Source organism: Dendrosporobacter quercicolus (assembly GCF_900104455.1).
GTDB lineage: Bacteria > Bacillota > Negativicutes > DSM-1736 > Dendrosporobacteraceae > Dendrosporobacter > Dendrosporobacter quercicolus.
Genome location: NZ_FNHB01000007.1, coordinates 93,206 through 113,954, shown reverse-complemented (window position 1 = coordinate 113,954; position 20,749 = coordinate 93,206). Strand labels below are relative to the sequence as shown.

2 protein-coding genes are annotated in these 20,749 nt (G+C 57.0%); both read right to left on the bottom strand.

The annotated features are described in order from the left end of the window. Positions 1-431: 431 nt before the first annotated feature. Positions 432-686, bottom strand: a complete 255-nt coding sequence (locus tag BLR06_RS13560) for a hypothetical protein (RefSeq protein WP_092074116.1) — start codon at positions 684-686, stop codon at positions 432-434. Next, the gene (locus BLR06_RS13555; RefSeq protein WP_092074114.1) at positions 671-20,692 is read right to left on the bottom strand and encodes a two-partner secretion domain-containing protein; all 20,022 of its coding nucleotides are present in this window, start codon (positions 20,690-20,692) and stop codon (positions 671-673) included. Before BLR06_RS13555 ends, BLR06_RS13560 begins: the two co-directional genes overlap by 16 nt. Positions 20,693-20,749: the final 57 nt, after the last annotated feature.

Here is a 20,749-nt window from a genome sequence, read left to right as displayed (position 1 = left end):
TTTTACTGGCTTTATGATATTTTACATGAATAAACCTCTGCGACGAAAACTCTGTTTTCGTCATCACCGACAGGTGATATATTAAAATTATTATTACTAAGGAGGTTTTATTGATGTACGATAACGTAAGAAAATGTCCTAATTGCCATGCTGATGCACCTTGTATGGGGGCTTTGATGAGATGCCAAAATTGTGGTAGTGTGTATTGTGGCAACTGTTCCGGCAATGGCTATGGAGGTAGTTGTCCGTTTTGTGGCGGTAATGATTCTAAGTCCTTCTGATTAACGAGATTTGATTTTTAAGGGTTATCAATAGGTAATATTATCCAGTTATTGTTTGTTCACCAGACGACACCTAAGAAGAAAGAGAGGTCAGCGGATTTTTTACGTCCACTGGCCTCTTAATTTGAAGATTCTCAAGTAAAAGATGAATTAATTTGCAACTTTTATCCAAAGCCCCTTAAAAGGAAAATCTGGATAAACCAATCTCCATATCTCTCCGCAATTAGAGCATTTGTACCATTTTTCCGGAAAGCCTGCATAACTTTTTTCAACAGGTATTTCAAATAAATCTCCTTGCTTAATTAAGTCTGAAATATACCTCAAAAATCTTTCAAATTCCAAAATTGAACGAAATTCATTAATTTCTTCCAATGATTCACAAATACAACTTATGGTATTATCCATGATGGATTCACCCTTTCAATCCAAACTTGATTGCCACCACCAACTAATCCCCCTTGTCGTGCGGCAAAACCTTCATAAAGTGTTGTACCTGGTGGAATTTTTATTTTAACTACATTTGTTGCCGTGTTACCCCAAGTTGGATTTAAAGCGCTATCAATTATAGATTGCACTGGACCAGATGGTTTAACTCTAGTGTAATATTGACCTAGTTCTCCAGCTTTTCCACCATACACCCTGTAGAGAACAACTTCACTTTTGGTTACGATTTGAGTATACGTTCCGCTTCTAAAGGTATTAGCGACAGCATCAGGTAATGGTCCTTTATTCATTGGCCCATATGTAATAGCGTTCCCCACTGACGCAACAGTACCTGACCCCGCAACTTTCACCCATCCGCCATTGTAGTAATATAATGTAACACCAGCCACAACTATAGCGGCAGCTCCTGCTGCTATTAAAGTTGAAGAATCGACAGTCGGTGCGTTCGATAGAAATGATCCCTGGAAATCAGGGCTTGCTTGTATTTGTTGCCCCAATTCAGATACTGATTGTAATAGACCAGAATTCACGGGATCATTTAAATTTATTCCTGGATATACTCCCAAATAAGTAATTGCTTGATCTTGCGCCTTATCGATAGCATCCCAATAGGCTACCTTTTCCCAATCTTCTTCATCAATCGCTTTCTGTCGTTGTTCTTTCTGCCAGTCAGAGAGGAAATTATTCTTCGTTCCACTAGCAGCAGTAGAAGCACCTGTTTGTGCGTCTCCACCAGCTACTATCGCAGCAGCAGAACCAATAACAGCACTGGCCCATTGATGCATGTCAGGATTGTCTTTGAACATTTCAGCTAATTCTTTTTGTACAGCTTCATTTAGTCCTGCTCCAACGGCTCCAGATAAGGCACTTCCTCCTCCTAAATCCGCCATTACTGCACCGACAAAAGCATGTAAGGCTATCTTCTGAGGACTTCCCTCTTCCCATCCATTATCCTTACTGATTTTATGGACTTGCTCAAATGCTAGCTCCCCAAACAACTGCGCTAATTCCTGCTGTTCTTCTACTGTCTTTTTATCGAAAATCTTACCTAATGCATTCAGTGAATTGGCAGTATCACGACTGAGGCTGCTTAAATCAGCATCGCCGCTTCGTACTTCAATTGTACCTTCGGCTATAGCTGATTTTGTTGTGCTGTCCGCATCTCCTGATACTTTTGTGCCAATGGCAGGAGTCAGTCCTTGCACATTGCGCTCTGCCCCTTTTGTGGTATCCAGATTTACGCCCACACTACTCGCTTCATACTCGGCTTTATTCTCAATATCTGAGTAAGTCAAGGTATCCGTGCTCAGTCTATTCTTCTCCGCATCCGCCTCACTGGCAATGACCGCACCCTTCAGGTCGGTATTGCCCCCCACTTCCAGGTCAAAGCCGCCTGCGCCGGCGTAAATCCCGGCCTGCTCGGTCACGCTCTGATAGTCGGAACTCATTTTCCCTTTGCTAAAGGCGCCGGTTACGCCATCGCCCACTGCCACTTTTAGCCCGCTGCTGCTGTTCTTCGCTCTGTAGCTTTCAATGTCCTGCAGGCTTTCAATGTTCAGGTCGCCGCCGATTTGGGCAACGATTTTGTCGCCCGCTACCTGCGAGCCAATGATGCTGGTGTCATGGCCGGAAATGAGGGTTACCGTGTTCTCAGCGGTCAGACTGCTGGAACTGTTGGTGGTTTCGCTGCTATTTTCTTTGCCCTTGCCCTGCTGGTAGCTGGCGAAGAAGCCGGCGCCCAGTTCCAGGCCCGCGCCCCAGGCGGAGCTGTGGCTGTCGCTGGTCATTTGCTGCTGATTTTGCGCCGCTGCCAGACTTATATCGCCGGACGCCTGCAGGGCAATGTCCCGGGCTTCTATTTGGGTGCCGGTCAGGCTGATGTCGCCGGCCGTGGCGGTGATGGTTACGCTCTGGCCGGCTCTCACATTGGACGGATTGACGGTTTCGATATGCACGGTCTGTTCGCTGCTGCTTTTGCTGCTGCCGACGCTGACGCTGACGGAGATGTTTTGCTTGATGTCTTTTAAATCGTCGATGCCGTTGAGCTTGCTGATGCTTTCGATGTCTTTGATGGTGTCATAGGCCTGGTAAACATAGAGGGCCTGCAGCCGGTCGTCGGCAACCTGGGTGGACCGTTCCAGGCTGCTGACGGCTTCGATTCCTTTGGTGATGAGCTCGCCGCCGAAGGTGACGCTCAGGCCGCTTTGTTTGACTTCATATTTGCTGGTGCTGTCATAGGTGTCAAGGGTGTTGTCAATGGCAACGGATTTGGCCAGAATATCCAGGTCCAGTCCGGCGCTGAGGAAAGCGCCCTCGCTGCTGAACCGGTTGCCGGCGGTTAAGCTGACGTCGCCGCTGATGGAGCCGATTGTACTGCCGATTTGGGCCAGGGTTTGTTCTTGGACGGTGAGTTTTTCGCTTTTGCTGCCAAGGGTGAAGCCTAAGCCGCCGCCGGAGAAGAGGCCGGATTTCTTGGTTTTTTGGTAATGGTCTTCGGCCCCGGTTTCGGCCAGACTGGTGAGGCTGAGGTCATGGCCGGCGGTGAGGCTGAGGTCGTTCTCGGCTACGATGTTGCTGGCCTGGACGGTGAGGTCGTGGCCGCTGGTGATGGCCACGCTTTCACCGGAGATGGTGCTGCCGACGACCTGGTTCAACAGAGCATAGTCACTTTTGGTGGTCGTCTTTTTGGACAGGAAGCCGGATTTGGTCTTCTTGGATTCACTGAGCGCTTCGTGCTGTTCAGTGACGGCTTCGATGCTGAGGTTGTTGCCGGCGTCGATGAGGATGCCGCCCTGTTCGCTAATGACGGAGCTGCCGGAGATGGTGAGATCATTCGCTGCGGTCAGGGTCAGGTCGCCCACGGCCGCCAGGTTGGTGCCGATGACGGTTTCGTCGTAGGTCATGGCTTGTTGGTAGTTGCGGCTGGAGCCGGTTTTGACGTCGCTGAAGCCGCTGTCGGTGACGCTGCTGAGGGTGAGGTCGCCGCCGCTTAAGGCGGTGATGGTATTTGCTGCGGCCTGAACGCCGGTTAAAGTCAGGTCGGCCCCGGAAATCAGGGTGAGGTTATTGCCGGCCTCCAAGCTGGTCAGTTGATGGCTGACGGTGCTGTGGTTGTTGAAGTTGTAGGCGTTCAGGTTGTAGTCGGAAGCTGTGGTGTCAGCGACTGCGCTGAGGCTGAGGTTGTTGCTGGCCAGCAGGGTAAGATCACTGCCGGCGGTTAATTCAGCGGCCTGAATACTTAAGTCCTGACCGGCCTGCAGGTTGAGACCGCCGCCGGCGGTGATGGTGGTGCCGAGGTTGGTTAAGCTCTCACTGCTTGCTAGCCCTGCTTTATAGGCTAAGCTGGAGGTATCGGCGGCGGCGGTAACGGTTACGTTATTGCCTGCCAGCAGATTGAAATCCTGGCCGGCACTCAGGGTTGCCGCCTCCAGGCTCAAGTCCTGGGTGGCCTGCAGGCTGAGATTGCCGCCCGCGGTGATGGTGGTGCCTAAGTTGGTCACTGTTTCGGTGGCTTGGCCCAGCTTAATTTTATTGGTGTCGGCCACTACGCCCAGATGAATGTTTTGGGCGCTCAGGCTGAGATCGGTTCCGGCGCTGAGGTCTGTGCCGAGCAGGTTCAGATCCTGGCCGGCGATGGCGGTCAGGCTGTTAGCGGCGGTAATGGCCGCGGTGCTGCCGAAAATGGTTTGGGAGCGGTAAGCGTTTTCATTGATGGTGCTGTAGGTCTGGCTGGTGATGTCCCCGCCGGCAATGAGGCTGATGTCGGCGCCGCTGATGCTGCCGCTTAAGTTCAGGATGTCCTGGCCGGCGCTGAGGTGGGTGAGCTGGCCGCCGTCAATGGTTCCGCCGATATTAGCAACGTTGGCTGCGCCGATTTTAACGCTCTCCAGCGCCTGGATGGTCCCGCTGCTGATGACATCGCCGGTGGTACTGATTTGGACGTTGTCAGCACTGATGATGGCGCCGCTGGGCTTTAGATCTCCTTCCCGCAAGGCGGAGAGGTAAACGACCGGGACGAGGACCTTGTGCCCGTCAATTTCCTGTTCCACCAGCCAGACGATGTCCTGCGTTAAGGCCGCCTGCTGCCCGGCGGTCAGAGCTTGGCCGACGGTCAGGTTTAACGCACCGGCGGCGGCAGAGGCGTTTTGCAGCAGGGCCTGATACTGGGCTTCGGCGCTGTCATAGCCGTTTAAATATACCCGGCCGGTCAGATCGGTGATCTGCTCGCGCACCAATTTTTGTTCGTAGAAGCCGTCGCCCAGGCGCTTCATGACTGCGGCTGGATCGTAATTGAGTTTGTCCAGCAGAAAATCGCTGGAGATGAAGGTTTTGTAGTTGGCGAATTTGGGGTTGGTTTCGACCAGATAGCTGGCGGTCGGGTCGGGTTTTACGGTGTACAGACCGTTTTGCGGCAGGGTGATGGTTCCGCCGCCATTGCTCTGCGGGGCTTGGACGGTTTCGGTCTGGGCGGCCGGCAGCAGGGCGGCTACGGTAGCGGGATCGATGCCGCTTAAGCCCGTTGGGCCGCTGGCTTCGGCCTGAGCTACCTGGCTGACGCCGGTTGCAGTGACGCTGGCGGCAACGCCGGAGGCGTTAGCGGCCGGTTTGGCTGCAGCTACACTGGTGTCAAGGGTGGCGCTGGCCGCGCCGCTGTTGCCGGTTTCGACGGCGGCGGCGTTGGCTGCCTGGCCGGCGCTGGCGATGCCGCCCACAGCTAGGCCTGGCACTGCGGCTTGGCTGACGGTGGTATTGATGCCGGTGCTTGCTGGACTGCCGGATGTAGTTTCAACTATTGCTACCCCGCTGGTTTTCCCAGAGCCGGTAATGGCTGCTGCGGTCGGACCCTGCACTGTAGCTTCGCTGATGCCGGTATGAATGCCGGTGCTTGCTGTGTTGCCTGCTGATGCTTCGACTGCGACCGCACCACTGGTTTGTCCAACGCCGCTAATGACAGCTACCGCCGGACCCTGCACTGCAGCTTCGCTGATGCCGGTATGAATGCCGGTGCTTGCTGTGTTGCCTGCTGAAGCTTCGACTGCGACCGCACCACTGGTTTGCCCAACGCCGCTAATGACAGCTACCGCCGGACCCTGCACTGCAGCTTCGCTGATGCCGGTATGAATGCCGGTGCTTGCTGTATTGCCTGCCGATGCTTCGACTGCGACCGCACCACTGGTTTGTCCAACGCCGCTAATGGCAGCTACCGCCGGACCTTGCACTGCAGCTTCGCTGATGCCGGTGTTGACGTCTCTTCTAACTTTTTCTTCGAAACTTTCTTCAACCGGTATTACGCGATTGGCTTTCCCTACTGCCTCCACGTTATTATTTAGTGACGGTTGTTCAATAAGTTTTCCAAACTCAGTATCAATTTTAGGGCTATAACTCCTAAAATCCCTCTCAAAGACAGTCGTACTGCCAATTTGTTTTGGAAATTCCGACGAACTACCGGGAATCCTAATAAGATTTCTGAGTTCCGCCCCCTTAATACTCACATGTTGGCCCCCACCAATGATTGATTGAGCTGTACCCGAAATTTGTTCATAAGTGGTTACATCATATTTCTGACCTACATAGAATTGATCCCATTCCCTTATTGCTTTTAAATATGTCTTACCATTCATGAGATAAGCAGGAATATATTCCTCTCCAGCTTTCGCTTCTACAACAACTCTCGGTTGAGCTGCTTCAGCTCCATAATATTCAATATCAATTTTTACAACTGACGGAGTATATACTAGTTCTTTTGTTTTAACCCGAACGTTACCCTGCGACCAATTATTTATTGTATTGGCTACTATCTCGAGAGAACCCGCCGCCAAAATTTGGCTCATATCATTAGTTACAGTATCAGCTTGAAGAAATAGATTTCGACCAGAAGTAATCTTCCCACTCGATGAATCACTTACCACTGTAATTTCGGAGACTTTCTCACCTATTTCCCATATTGTCGTTGGTTCTTTTTTACTACTCCAGAAATCTCCTGAAACATATTTAGCCGAAGTCTTACTTAATCTATCTTTAATTGCATACCAGTTTTCTGTTCCAGGAATAAGATAGACTCCTATTTGATCATATCTTGTCTCCGATACTGTTTTCTGACTTATAGTATAGTCTCCCATTTTGTTAATTACTTCATCAGCTTGAATCGTAATATCTTGACCAGCCTCAATACTAGATGATTGATTAAGTAGTAATCCTGTCTCTAAATCTAAATTCCCCATACTATAGATAGTCGCTTCTTCTGTGTTTGAAAGTATCTTTTCAGCATAAATCTGCATATTCTCCCTAGCAGCAACTACTGCAGTATGACTGCTATTATTGAAATAGTTTGATTTGAATTCTAGTGTTTCACCAAGAATAGTTCCTGTATTTGTCACAGTTTCTCCGCTAATTTGTATAATATTTCCTTCCATGTTTCCATAATTAGAAATACCTTCTTTTGCATTAAGTTGCAGTACCGCCCCTCCACCCAAATTAGCTTCATTTTCATTATAAATGGCATTTGCCTTAATATCTAAGGTCCCCATAGCATATAAATTTCCTGCATTAATAAACTTATCGGCAATCAAAAACAAATTTCGATTAGCAATATATTGTGGCTCTTCTGAAACATTAACTACATTTCCCTTTATATTAAGTGTCAAATCTCTCCCGGCTTTTATTTTTCCATCGTCCTGCAATGCCAGAGTTTCCAAATAAACATCTTGTCCTGCCTCCAACGTGCCCGCACTGTTTCTAAATTGATCAGCTTGTACATTAAAATTGTTGCCAGCAATCATTTGTCCTTGATTACTATTAGTTATAAAGGCTCTTTCTGATCCAACAGATGCATCTCGCATTGCAGTAATTTTACCATTGTTATTGTTAACGGTCTGGACTTCGGTAATAGTTAAGTCTCCCAGAGATGTTATAACGCCGCCACTATTAATGACAGTTGGAACGTTTAATGTAATATTGCCGTTACTAGCAATCTGGCCGTTTTCGTTAATCAGAGTATTATTTCCATCAATATCCAATTGACCATTGCCGGCTTGCTGAATTTTTCCATAATTGTTATTAAGTTTTTCTGCTCTGATAATTAAATTTTGACTGTTGGCGGCCAGCTGGCCGCCGCTGTTGTCGAAAGTTTTGGTGGTTATCGCCAAATCGCCCTGGCCGTATTGAGCCAAAAGTCCGCCGCGGTTGGTGATCTGATCGGCCGTTAAATTGAGCTGATTGGCTCTTACCTGGCCGGCCTCATTGCTGAACTTGGTCTTAGCTTTGATCGCTAGACTGTCCTGGGCGGAAAGTGAACCGCCGGTATTGGTAATCTCCCCGGCGGTGGCCGTAATGCTGGCCGTGTGGCCGGCATAGGTCGTGCCGCCGCTGAGGTCGACGGTTGCTCCCTGGAAGGCCAGGTTGCCACCGGCCAGATTCTGTCCGCCGGCCGTCACTTTCTGGCTGGCCATAACGGTCAGATTGCCGCTATCGCCCACGGCTCCGCCGCTGGTCAGGCCGGCGGCCAGCGTTCCGCTGGCGGCAACGGTTTTGCCGCTGAGCTTGACATCGGCGCCGGAGGCAATGGTCCCGTTTGTCGTCAATTGGTCCTGAGCGGTAACGGTCACTGCTTCCTGACCATAGATGGTTCCCTGGTTGTCTACCGTCTGCCCTTTCACTGCCAACGTACCGCCGCTTTTGATTGCTGCACCGTTCTGATTGGTTACAGCGCTTCCGCTCACACTGACCTGCTCCAGGCCGGTCATAGCGCCGGCATTGGTCACCTGGCCGCCGGCTGCAACATTAAGTTTGCCGTTGGCCTGCACCTGGCCGGCATTGACAAGATTCTGCTGGGTACTGATTTGGGCGTCAGCGCCGGCCTGCAGCACACCAACTGTCAGGTTCTTCGCGCTAATGTCCGCCGCCTGGCCTGCAACCAGGCTGCCGGTTAAGACCTCGGCCCCACTGGCGGCAATGGTGAGATTGTTCCCGGCCTGCATAATGCCGGCCTGATTATTAATACTGCCGCCGGTCTGCGTTACCGTCAGATTTTTACCTGCCACAAGCACGCCGTCCGTATTCGTCAGGCCGGTGGCGCTTTTTACCGCCAAATCCGTCTTGGCGCTCACCTGGGCGTCAGCGTTATCAATATTTCCGCCAGTTATGCTGACCGCGCCGTTGCCGCCAATGAGGCCCGATACATTCGACAGTTTCCCGCTGACATCCACCGTCAGACCGTCTGCCGCCAGACTAGTCAGCTTGCCGCCGTCATTGACCAGCGTCTGTCCACTGACACTAAGCCCGCCGCCAGCCTCAATCAAGCCCGCGGTATTATCCACTGCGGAGGCAATGGCAACCGCCTGTTTGCCGACCATTTGCCCCTGCCTGTTGGTCAGCTGATTGGCCTGCACATTCAATTGCCGCTGGGCGAAAATGACGCCCTGCGTGTTGTCCATCTGAGCGGCGGTTACTTTGGTCTCGCCGTTGCCGATCACTTGTCCGCCGCCGTTGGCCAGCGTCCCGGCCGCAGCAATGTCCAACCGGCCCGAACCGGCGTGCTGGATAACGCCGGCGCTGTTGTCTATTCTCTCTGCCGCAATGGTCATATTCCCGCTATTGGCGGCAATCTGACCGCCGGTATTATCCAGCGCTCCGGTGGCGATCGTTACATCCGCCTGACCGAACTGCGCCAGTACGCCACTGCGGTTGTTAATTGCTTGGGCATCAATGGCAAGTTGCGCTGCTTTAACGACAGCCTCATCATTAACCAAACTGCCTGTTGCCGTGAGCTTGGCCTCCCCTTTCGCGGTCAGGCTTGCCCCGCGGTGATCAATATCTCCACCAGTTGCCGCAATCTTCACCGCCTGATTGGCCTGGGTGGCTGCACCGCTTAAAGCAACGCTTGTCCCCTGGATCGCAATATCTCCGCCGGCCAGATTCTGCCCTTGGGCGATGACCTTTTCTGTGGCCGTAACCGTCAGATTACCTGAACCGCCTACGGTTCCATCAGCGCTCAAGCCGGCGACCAGCGTTCCGGTTGAGGTAATGGTTCTGCCGCTAAGCGCTGCATCTGCACCGGCAGCGATCGTGCCGCTGGTTGTCAGTTGATTCTGAGCCGCAACCGTCACTGCTCCCTGGGCATAGATCGTCCCCTGGTTGTCTATCGTCTGCCCTTTCACTGCCAGCGCGCCGCCGCTTTTGATCGCCGCACCCGCGGCATTGGTTACATTGGCTCCATTGATGTTGGCTTTGGTCAAACCAATCATACTGCCGGTATTGCTTACCTGGCCACCAGCCGCAACGCTTAGTTCGCCATTGGCCTGCACCTGGCCGGTATTGCTAAAAGCCTGCTCAGTTTTCACTTTGACGTCAGCGCCCGCCTGCAGCACCTCAACCGTTAGGTTTTTCACGCCAATGTCCGCCGTTTTGCCTGCCAGCATCCGGCCGCCGGAGATATCTGCGCCCTTGGCCGCAACGGTGAGATTACCGCCCGCTTGCAGGATACCGTCTTCATTAGCCAAACTGCCGCTCGCCTGCGTAACGGTCAGGTCATTGCCCGCCACAAGCACGCCGTCCGTATTCGTCAGACCGGTGGCGCTTGTTACCGCCAAATCCGTCTTGGCGCTCACCTGACCGTCCGTGTTATCAATATTTCCGCCAGCGATGCTGACCGCGCCATTGCCGCCAATCAGGCCCGATACATTCGACAGCTGGCCGCTGACATCCACCGTCAGACCGTCTGCCGCCAGACTGGTCAGCTTGCCGCCGTCATTGACCAGCGTCTGCCCGCTGACACGAAGACCGCCGCCGGCTTCGATCAGGCCGTCGGTATTATCCACTGCAGCGCTGATTTCAATAGCCTGTTTGCCGACAAGCTGCCCTTGGTTGCTGTTTAGCTGATTGGCCTGAATATTCAGCTGCCGCTGGGCGAAAATGACGCCCTGCGTATTGTCCAGCTGAGCGGCGGTTACTTTTGTTTCACCGTTGCCGATCACTTGTCCACCGGCATTGGTAAGCTCAGCCTCAGCCTGAACGGTTAGCTTGCCGCTGCCGGCATGCTGTATAACGCCGGCGCTGTTGTCTATTTTCTCTGCCAAAATGGTCATATTCTCACTGTTCGCCGCAATCTGGCCGCCGGTATTGTCCATTTCGCCGGTGCTGATCACTAAATCCGCCTGTCCGAACTGGGCCAGTACGCCGCCGCGGTTGCTGATTGCTTGAGTCTCAAGGGCCATTTGGGCCGCTTTAACGACAGCCTCATCGTTGATCAGGCTGCCAGTTGCCGCAAGGGTCAGCTTGTCTTGAGCCGTCAGCGTACCTCCGCTGGTTACAACATCCCCGGCCGTTGCCGCCACTCTGGCGGACTGATTGGCCTGGGTCGCCGCACCAGTGAGGTCAACGCTTGATCCCTGGAGAAACAGATTGCCCCCTGCCAGGTTTTGACCGCTGGCGGTTAGATTTTCCACTGCCTTCACGGTGAGCTCGCCGCTGCTCTTTACCGAGCCGTCCGCGGCCAAGCCTGCGACCAGCATCCCGGCAGCGTGAATGCGGTTGCCGCTAAGGGCGGCATCAGCGCCAGCGGCGATGGTCCCGCTGCTGTTTAGCTCACCTTCGGCCGCAACGGTTACAGTTTCTTGGGCATAGAGTTCTCCCTGATTGGTTATGCCTTGCCCTTTTACTGCCAGCGCGCCGCCGCTTTTGATCGCCGCTCCGTTCTCATTGGTCACAGTTACCCCGGTTACAGTAACCTTGGCCAAACCAATCATACTGCCGGCATTGTTTACCTGACCCCCGGCTGCAACATTCAGTTCGCCATTGGCCTGCACCTGGCCGTGATTGTCAAAGTCTGCTTCTGTTTGGGCTTTGGCGTCAGCGCCCGCCTGCAAAACCTCAACCACCAGGTTCTTCGCGCCAATGTCCGCCGTTTTGCCTGCCAGCATACGGCCGCCGGAGATATCTGCGCCCTTGGCCGCAACGGTGAGATTACCGTCCGCTTGCAGGATACCGTCTTCATTAGCCAAACTGCCGCTCGCCTGCGTAACGGTCAGGTCATTGCCCGCTACAAGCACGCCGTCCGTATTCGCAAGACCGGTGGCGCTCTCGACCGTCAAATCCGTCTTGGCGCTCACCTGACCGTCCGTGTTAGCAATATTTCCGCCAGCGATGCTGACCGCGCCGTTGCCGCCAATCAGGCCCGACCGATTCGACAGCTGGCCGCTGACATTCACCGTCAGACCGTCTGCCGCCAGACTGGTCAGCTTGCCGCCGTCATTGACCAGCGTCTGTCCGCTGACGCTAAGCCCGCCGCCGGCCTCAATCAAGCCCGCGGTGTTATCCACCGCAGAGGCAATCTCGACGGCCTGTTTGCCGACAATCTGTCCCTGCCTGTTGGTCAGCTGACCGGCCTGGATAGCCAGCTGCCGCTGAGCGAAAATGACGCCCTGCGTGTTGTCCAGCTGAGCGGCGGTTACTTTGGTCTCGCCGTTGCTGATGATCTGGCCTTCAACATTATTCAGGTCAGCCTCAGCCTGAACGGTCAGCTTGCCGCTGCCGGCATGCTGAATAACGCCGGCGCTGTTGTCTATTTGCTCTGCCACAATGGTCAGATTGTCACTGTTCGCCGCAATCTGCCCGCCGGTATTGTCCAGTTCGCCGGTGGTAATCGCTAAATCCGCCGGGCCGAACTGGGCCAGTACGCCGCTGCGATTGCTGATTGCTTGGGACTCAAGGGCCAATTCAGCGGCCTTAACCACAGCCTCATCGTTGATCAGGCTGCCGGTTGCCGTAAGACTGGCCTGCCTTTTTGCGGTCAAACTGGCCCCGCGGTGATCAATATCGCCATCAGTTGCTTCTACCTTCACTGCTTGACCAGCCTGGGTAGCCGCGCCGCTCAGGTCAACACTTGTCCCCTGGATGGCCAGATTACCGCCGGCCAAATTCTCGCCGGTCGCCATGACCTGGCCCGCGGCACTAACCGTTAGATCGCCCGAACTGCCGACAGTTCCATCAGCATTCAAACCGGCGGCCAGCGTACCGCTGGAGGCAATGCTTTTGCCGCTCAGCACGACATTCTCGCCGGAGGCAATGGTCCCGCCGGTTGTCAATACATCCTCAGCCGCAACCGCTACTGTCTCTTGAGCATAGATGGTTCCCTGGTTGTCTACCGCTTGCCCCGTTACTGTTAACTCGCCGCCGCTTTTCATCGCTGCGCCGGTTTCATTGACTACCGTACTTGCGCTCACACGGACCTGTTTCAGGCCCACGATGCTGCCGGCATTTGTTACCTTGCCACCGACCGCAACACTCAATTCACCATTGGCCTGCACCTGCCCGGCATTGACAAAGTCCTGCTCTGTTTGGACTTTGACGTCAGCGCCGGCCTGCAGCATCTCAACCGTCAGGTTTTTTGCGCCAATGTCCGCCGTCTTCCCGGCCAGCAGCCGGCCGCCGGCAATATCCGCAGCGCCTGCCGCAATGGTAAGATTGTTCCCGGCCTGCAAAATTCCGTCTGTATTATCTAAAACGCCGCTGGTCTGCGTAACGCTTACATTCCCGCCCGCCATAAGTACGCCGTCCATATTGTCGATATCATTCGCACTCTCAACTGCTAGGTCAGTCTTGGCGCTCACCTGCCCGTCCGTATTGTCAACACTGCCGGCCGACACGCGCACTGCACCGTTGCCGCCAATCAGTCCCGCTGTATTCGACAGCTTGCCGCTGACGTCCACCGTCAACCCGTCTGCCGCCAGGCTGGCCAGCTTGCCGCCGTCATTGACCAGCGTCTGCCCGCTAACGCTAAGACCGCCGCCGGCTTCGATCAAGCCCGCGGTGTTATCCACCACAGCGGCAATCGCAACCGCCTGTTTGCCGACAAGCTGTCCTTGGTTGTTGTTTAGCTGATTGACCTGAATATTCAGCTGCCGTTGGGCAAAAATGACGCCCTCCGTATTGTCCAGCTGAGCGGCGGTTGCTTTGGTCTCGCCGTTGCTAAGCACTTGTCCGCCGGCGTTGTCCAATTCAGCCTCAGCCTGAACGGTCAGCTTGCCGCTGCCGGCATGCTGGATAACGCCTTCACTGTTGTCTATCCACTCTGCCGCGATGGTCAGATTGTCACTGTTCGCCGCAATCTGCCCGCCGGTATTATCCAGCGCACCGGTGCGGATCGCTAAATCCGCCTGGCCGAACTGGGCCAGCGTTCCGGCCCGATTGCCGATATTTTTGGCCTCAATCGCCAACTTAGCCCCTTTAACGGCAGCCTCATCGTTGATCAGGCTGCCTGTTGCCGCAAAGCTGGCCTTTCCTTTCGCGGTCAAACTGGCCCCGCGGTGATCGATATCGCCACCAGTCGCCGCGACCTTTACCGCCTGACCAGCCTGGGTAGCCGCGCCGCTTAAATCAACGCTGCTGCCCTGAATAGCAAGATTTCCGCCGGCCAGATTCTGTCCTTGGGCGGTAACCTTTTCCGTTGCCGTAACCGTCAGATCGCCTGAACTGCCGACAGTTCCGTCACTGTTCAAACCGGCGGCCAGCGTTCCGGTGGAGGCAATGCTTTTGCCGCTCAGCAGAGCATCCTCGCCTGAGGCGATGGTTCCACTGGTTATTAATTCATCCTCAGCCGCAACCGTCACTGTCGCTTGAGCATAGATTGTTCCTTGATTGTCTACCGCTTGCCCCGTTACTGTCAGCGCGCCGCCGCTTTTCATCGCTGCTCCGGTTTCATTGGCTACCGTACTTGCGCTCACACGGACCTTATCCAAGCCGATCATAGCGCCGTCATTGCTCAGTTTCCCGCCGGCGGCAACACTCAATTCACCATTGGCCTGCACCTGGCCGTGATTGTCAAAGTCCTGCTCTGTTTGGACTTTGACGTCAGCGCCGGCCTGCAGCACCTCAACCGTCAGGTTTTTCGCGCCAATGTCCGCCGTCTTCCCGGCCAGCAGCCGGCCGCCGGCAATATCCGTATCCTTGGCTGCAATGCTTAAATTGTTCCCGGCCTGCAAAATTCCGTCTGTATTGTCTAAACCGCCGCTGGTCTGCATAACGCTTACATTGCCGCCCGCCGCCAGTACGCCGTCCACATTGTCGATATCAGTCGCACTCTCGACCGTCAAATCTGTCTTGGCGCTCACTTGCCCGTCATTGTTATCAATATTTCCGGCAGCGATGCTGACCGCGCCGTTGCCGCCAATCAAGCCTGCTACATTCGACAGCCGGTCACTGACGTCCACCGTCAGACCGCCTGCCGCCAGACTGGTCAGCTGGCCGCCGTCATTGACCAGCATCTGCCCGCTCACGCTAAGACCGCCGCCGGCTTCGATTAAGCCCGCGGTATTATCCACCGCAGCGCTGATTTCAACCGCCTGCTTGCCGACAAGCTGCCCTTGGTTGTTGTCTAGCTGTTTGGCCTCAATATTCAGCTGCCGCTGGGCGAAAATAACGCCTTGCGTGTTATCCAGTTGAGCGGCGGTTACTTTGGTCTCGCCGTTGCTGAGCACTTGTCCGCCGGCGTTGTCCAATTCAGCCTTAACCTGAACCGTCAGCTTGCCGCTGCCGGCATGCTGGATAACGCCTTCGCTGTTGTCTATTTGCTCTGCCGCAATGGTCAGATTGTCACTGTTGGCGGCAATCTGGCCGCCGGTATTGTCCAGTTCGCCGGTGCTGATCGCTAAATCCGCCGGGCCGAACTGGGCCAGCGTTCCGGCCCGATTGCCGATATTTTTGGCCTCAATCGCCAACTTAGCCCCTTTAACGACAGCCTCATCGTTGATCAAACTGCCTGTTGCCGTAAGACTGGCCTGCCCTTGCGCCGTCAGCAAGCCCCCGCTGGTGACGATATCCCCGCCAGTCGCCGTGATCTTCACCTGACCGGCCTGGGTGTCCGCCCCGCTTAGGTCAACACGGCCGCCCTGGATGGCCAGATTTCCGCCGGCCAGATTGTCGCCGGTTGCCGTGACCTGCTCCACAGCCGTGAGCGTCAGGTCGCCTGAACTGCCGACGGTTCCGTCAGCGCGTAAACCGGCCGCCAGCGTTCCGGCTGAGGCAATGCTGTTGCCGGTAAGCGCCACATCGCCGCCGGCGGCGACCGTCCCTCTGCTGGTGAGCTTAGCCCCGGCCGCAACGGTTACCGCTGTCTGGGCATAGATCGTTCCCTGATTGCTTATTTCTTGCCCGTTCACGGCTAAACGACCGCCGCTTTTCATTGCCGCTCCATTTTCATTGGCTATTTCTGCGCCGGTTACGGTAACCTGTTCCACTCCGCTCAGCAGGCCGGCATTGCTCAGTTTCCCGCCAGCCGCAACGCTCAGTTCGCCATTGGCCTGCACCTGGCCGGCATTGACAAAGTCTTCTTCTGTTTGGACTTTGACGTCAGCGCCGGCCTGCAGCGTCTCAATGGTCAGATTCTTCGCGCTAATGTCCGCCGTTTGCCCGGCCAGCAGCCGGCCGCCGGCAATATCCGCGCCCTGGGCCATAATACTGAGACTTTTTCCGGCCTGTACGACCCCCTCTGTATTTGCCAAGACGCCGCCGGCCTGCGTGACAGTCAGACTGCCCCCCGCCGCCAGCACGCCGTCCCTATTGTCGATATCCTTCGCGCTTTTTACTGCCAAATCCGTCTGGGCGCTCACCTGCCCGGCCGCGTTATCAATACTGCCTGCCGATACGCTGACCGCGCCGTTGCCGCCAATCAGGCCCGACCGATTCGCCAGGTTACTGTCGACAGCCACCGTCAGACCATTTTCCAGACTGGTGACCTTGCCCCCGTCATTGACCAGCGTCTGTCCGCTGATGCCCAGACCGGTTCCGGCTTCAATCAAGCCCTCGGTATTGTCCACCGCTGCGGCAATTGCCACCGCCTGTTCGCCCACCAGCTGCCCTTGGCGGTTGCTCAGCTGCCGGGCCTGGATTGCCAGCTGCCGCTGGGCAAAGATGGTTCCCTGGATGTTGTCGATGTGCGCGGCAGTGACTTGCACCTGGCCGTTGCCGGCCACTTGCCCGGCTACATTGTCCAGCTCAGTTTCCGCCGCAACCGTCAGCTTGCCGCCGCCGGCATGCTGCAGTTCCCCCCGGCTATTGTCGATGCGCTCAGCCGCAATGGTCAGATTGGCGCTGTTGGCCGCAATCCGGCCGCCAGTGTTGTCCAGTACGCCGGTGCTGATCTGTAAATCCTCCTGGCCGGACTGGGCCAGAATACCGCCCCGGTTGCTGATATTTTCCGCCGCCAGGTTTAGCCGGCCGGCCTGAAGCTCCGCCTGATCATGGACCAGACTGCCCTGGGCCGCCAGGCTGACCTGCCCCGGACTGGTCAGCCTGGCCCCGCTGGCGACGATAGCCCCGGCGGTCGCCTCTATCTTGACCGCCTGACCGGCCTGCGTGTCCGCGCCGCGCAGGTCAACACGGCCGCCCTGAATGGCCAGGGTAGCGCCGGCCAGATTGTCGCCGGTCGCCGTGACTTGGTCTGTGGCCGTAACCGTCAGATTGCCGGTACTGCCGACAGTTCCGTCGGCGCTCAAGCCCGCAGCCAGCGTCCCGGTTGATTGGATGCTTCTGCCCGTAAGCAGCGCATCAGCGCCGCCGGCGATCGTTCCGCTGCTGGTGAGCTTATCCCCGGCCGCAACGTTCACTTCTGCCTGGGCATAGACCGTACCCCGGTTGTCTACGCTTGTCCCGCTTAAGTTTAAATTGCCGCCGCTTTTGATGGCAGCTTCGGCTGCATTTTCTACGGCAGCACCGGACAGACTTACGCGATCCAGACCGCTCATCGCCCCGGCATTGGTTACCTTACCGCCGGCTTTAACCGTCAGCGCGCCATTGGCCTGCACCTGGCCCCGATTGACAAAGTCCTGTTCAGTTTGGACCGTTGCAGCAGCGCCGGCCTGCAGCCCATCCACCGTCAGGTTTTTCGCAACAATGTCCGCCGTTTGACCGGCCTGCATGCTGCCGCCGGCCAGCGCCGCGCCCCGGGCCGCAACGGTTAAATTTTCCCCGGCCTGCAGGCTGCCGTCTGTATTTTTTAAAACGCCGCCGGCCTGCGTAACGGTCAAACTGCCGCCCGCCGCCAGGGCGCCGTCCGTATTATCCAGCCCCTGCCCGCTCGCTACCGCTAAATCCGTCTGGGCGCTCACCTGTCCGGCCCGGTTATCGATCTGCTCCGCCGACAGACTGACCGCGCCGTTGCCGCCAATCAGGCCGGCGGCGTTGGTCAGGGCGCCGCTGACGTTCACCGTTAACTCACCGGCCGCCAGGCTGGTGATCTTTCCCTGTTCGTTGGCCAGTGATGCAGCGGTAATGGTTAGACCTTGAGCCGCTTCTATCTGGCCGGCCTTATTTTTTATCTCTTCCGCCCGGATTTGCACATTCCGCCCACCGGCTACCTGCCCCTGGCTGTTTTGCAGGCTGCCGGCCCTGATGTCGAGTTCTGTTTGGGCAAACATGCTCCCCTGGCTGTTGTCCAGCCTTGCGGCATTTACGCTCAGCGCACCATTGGCGGCAAGCTGACCGCCGCGGTTGTCGAGCTGTTCGCCCGCCTGCACATGCAGCCGTCCGTCGCCGGCCTGGTTGATTTGGCCCTGGCGGTTGTCCAGGCCGTTGGCCGCAATGGTCAGTTCAGCTGCATTGACGGCGATTTGGCCGCCGCGGTTATCGAGCTGACCGTCAGCGCTGATGAGGGCTGCTTCCCGGCCGCTTTGCTCGATCCGCCCGCTCCGGTTGGCAATATCCGCCGCCTGAATGGTCAACCGGCCGGCGCTGAGGCGCCCCTGGTCATTGACCAGGCTGCCGGCCGCCTGCAGGCGCAGGTTCCGGCCGGCGGTCATGGTGGCGGCGCTGTGGTTGATATCGCCCCGGGTTGCCTGGACGGTGAGATCCGCCCCGGCCCGGCTAGCGGCGCCGCGGAGGTCGATGCTGGCGCCGCTGAGGTCCAGGTCGCCCCCGGCTAGGATTTGGCCGCCGGCTTGGAGTTCTTCCGCCGCGCGGATGGTCAGATCGCCCTCGTTGTTCAGACTGCCGTCCAGGCCCAGCCCGGCGGCCAGGCTGCCGCTGGCGTCAATACGGTTGGCCGTCAGGGTCACATGGCCGCTGCCGGCAATTGCGCCGCGGCTGGTGAGCTGTCCGCCTACTTGCAGGTCGATGTCGCCGCCCGCCTGGATATTGCCGCTATGGACGACAGACTCGGCAACTGCGGCCGTCAGGTCGCGGCCGGCGGTCAGCCGGCCGCTGCTGGTTAGGCTGTCCGCCGACAGGTCCAGGTCCCGCCCGGCGGCAATTTGCCCGGCGTTGTTGGCCACGCGGCCGGCCGTCAGACTGAGATTGCGCCCCGCGGCCAGCTGGCCCTGGTCGTTATTGAGGGCCCCGGCAATGTGCACGGCCAGTTCTGTCTGGGCGCTCAGCTGACCGCCGGCATTGTCCAGCCGGCCGGCCTGCAGCTGCACGGTTCCGTTGCCGCTCAGCAGGCCAGCGCTGTTGTTAACTTCTCCCGCCACAACGGCGCTCAGGCCGCTGTGGTCCAGGCTGACCAGCCGGCCGCTCTGATTGACGAGGGACTGGGCCGTCAGGCTTAGGCCCTGCCCGGCCTCGATTTGCCCGCCGCTGTTGTCGATATTGCCGCCGGTCAGCTGCAGTTCACCGCCGCTGCTGATTTTTCCGCTTACATTTTTAAAGTCGCCGGCTGCCACCAGGCTGAGCTTGCCTTTACTGTCCAGCTGTCCGCCGCTGGTGTTGATCGCCCCGCTGGTGGCGGTCAGCTCGGCGCTTTGCCCGGCCGAGCTGACGGCCCCGCTCAGGTCCAGGCTGGTTCCGCTCAGGCGCAGGCTGCCGCCGGCCTGGTTGCGGCCGGTGGCGCTGATTTGCCCGGCGGCGCTTAGGTTAAGGTCGCCGCTGCCGGCCGCTTGACCGCTGCTGTCCACGCCGGCCGCCAGCGTCCCGGTGGAGGTGATGGCCGCCGCACTCAGCCCGCTGTCCTTGGCCGCGGCGATGGTTCCGCTGTTTTCGATGCGTCCCCCGGCGCTCAAGGCCGCGCTCCCGCCGGCGTAGACCGTCCCGCTGCTGCTCATGCCTTCACCGGTGGTGATGGTTAGGTCTTGGGCGGCCGAGGCCGTGCCGGCCAGCCGGATTTGACCGGCCTGGGTTAAGCTCAGGCTGCCGCTGGCGGCGGCCAGAGTCCCCTGGCTGTTGACGCCCACCCCTTTTTCGGTGCCGACGAGTTTGATTTTGCCGGCATACATGCCCCCTAAGGCGCTAACGTCCAGCGCCACGGTGGGACGGCCGTCTTCACCGGCGATTGCCTGGGGGGTTAAGCTGGCATAGTCGACCTGATTGGTCCCGGTAACGACGTTGAGTTCTTGGGCCCACAGGCCGGCGTTGACGGCTACCGCCCGGCTGATGAAGTCGACCCGGTCGGCGCCCCGCCCGTCCAGTCCCGCTCCGCTCAGGGCAATATTGCCCCCCGTCACCCGGAAGCCGGCCAGGCTGCCGCTGCCGCCAAAGATGGGCCGGCCGGTGGTCAGGGTGGTCCGGCCGGCGTTGATAAAGCCAAAGCCGGCCCCGGCAATGCCGTTGGGGTTGGCAATGATGAGGTCGGCTTTCTGTCCGGCGATTTCGGTGTAGCCATTCAAGCGGCTGATTCCCGCTCCGGTGATTTCGTTGAGGATGATCCGCGCGGCTTCGCCGCTTAAGTGCGGGTTGCCGGTGATGTAGCCGGCCAGCTCGGTCCGGGTGATAACCCGGGCGTTGTTGAGAATGAGCCCCTGGGGGCCCACGTTAAATTCCAGGTATTGGTTGCGCGATACCCCGGCCGCTGAGGGGGCCGCGATTTGGACTACCGGCACGCCGTTGGCGCTTTGTTCGATAACCGGACGGTTTTGCTGCGCCGCCTGGCCGTCGGCGCTTACCTGAGCGGCGGCCAGGACCGGCTGGGTCAGGTACACGGCCAGGGTGGTCCAGGCGACGGCTTTTTTCCATCGGGCGGTTTTTTTGCTGGTTGCTGGGCTGTTCATTGGCGGCCTCCTTACGGCTGGTGGTATTTTTGCTGTTTATTTTAAAATGGGCATTGT

Excerpts from the sequence above, each read along its gene's own strand:
- BLR06_RS13560 (WP_092074116.1), bottom strand. The coding sequence starts at position 686 with ATGGATAATACCATAAGTTGTATTTGTGAATCATTGGAAGAAATTAAT.
- BLR06_RS13555 (WP_092074114.1), bottom strand. The coding sequence starts at position 20,692 with ATGAACAGCCCAGCAACCAGCAAAAAAACCGCCCGATGGAAAAAAGCC.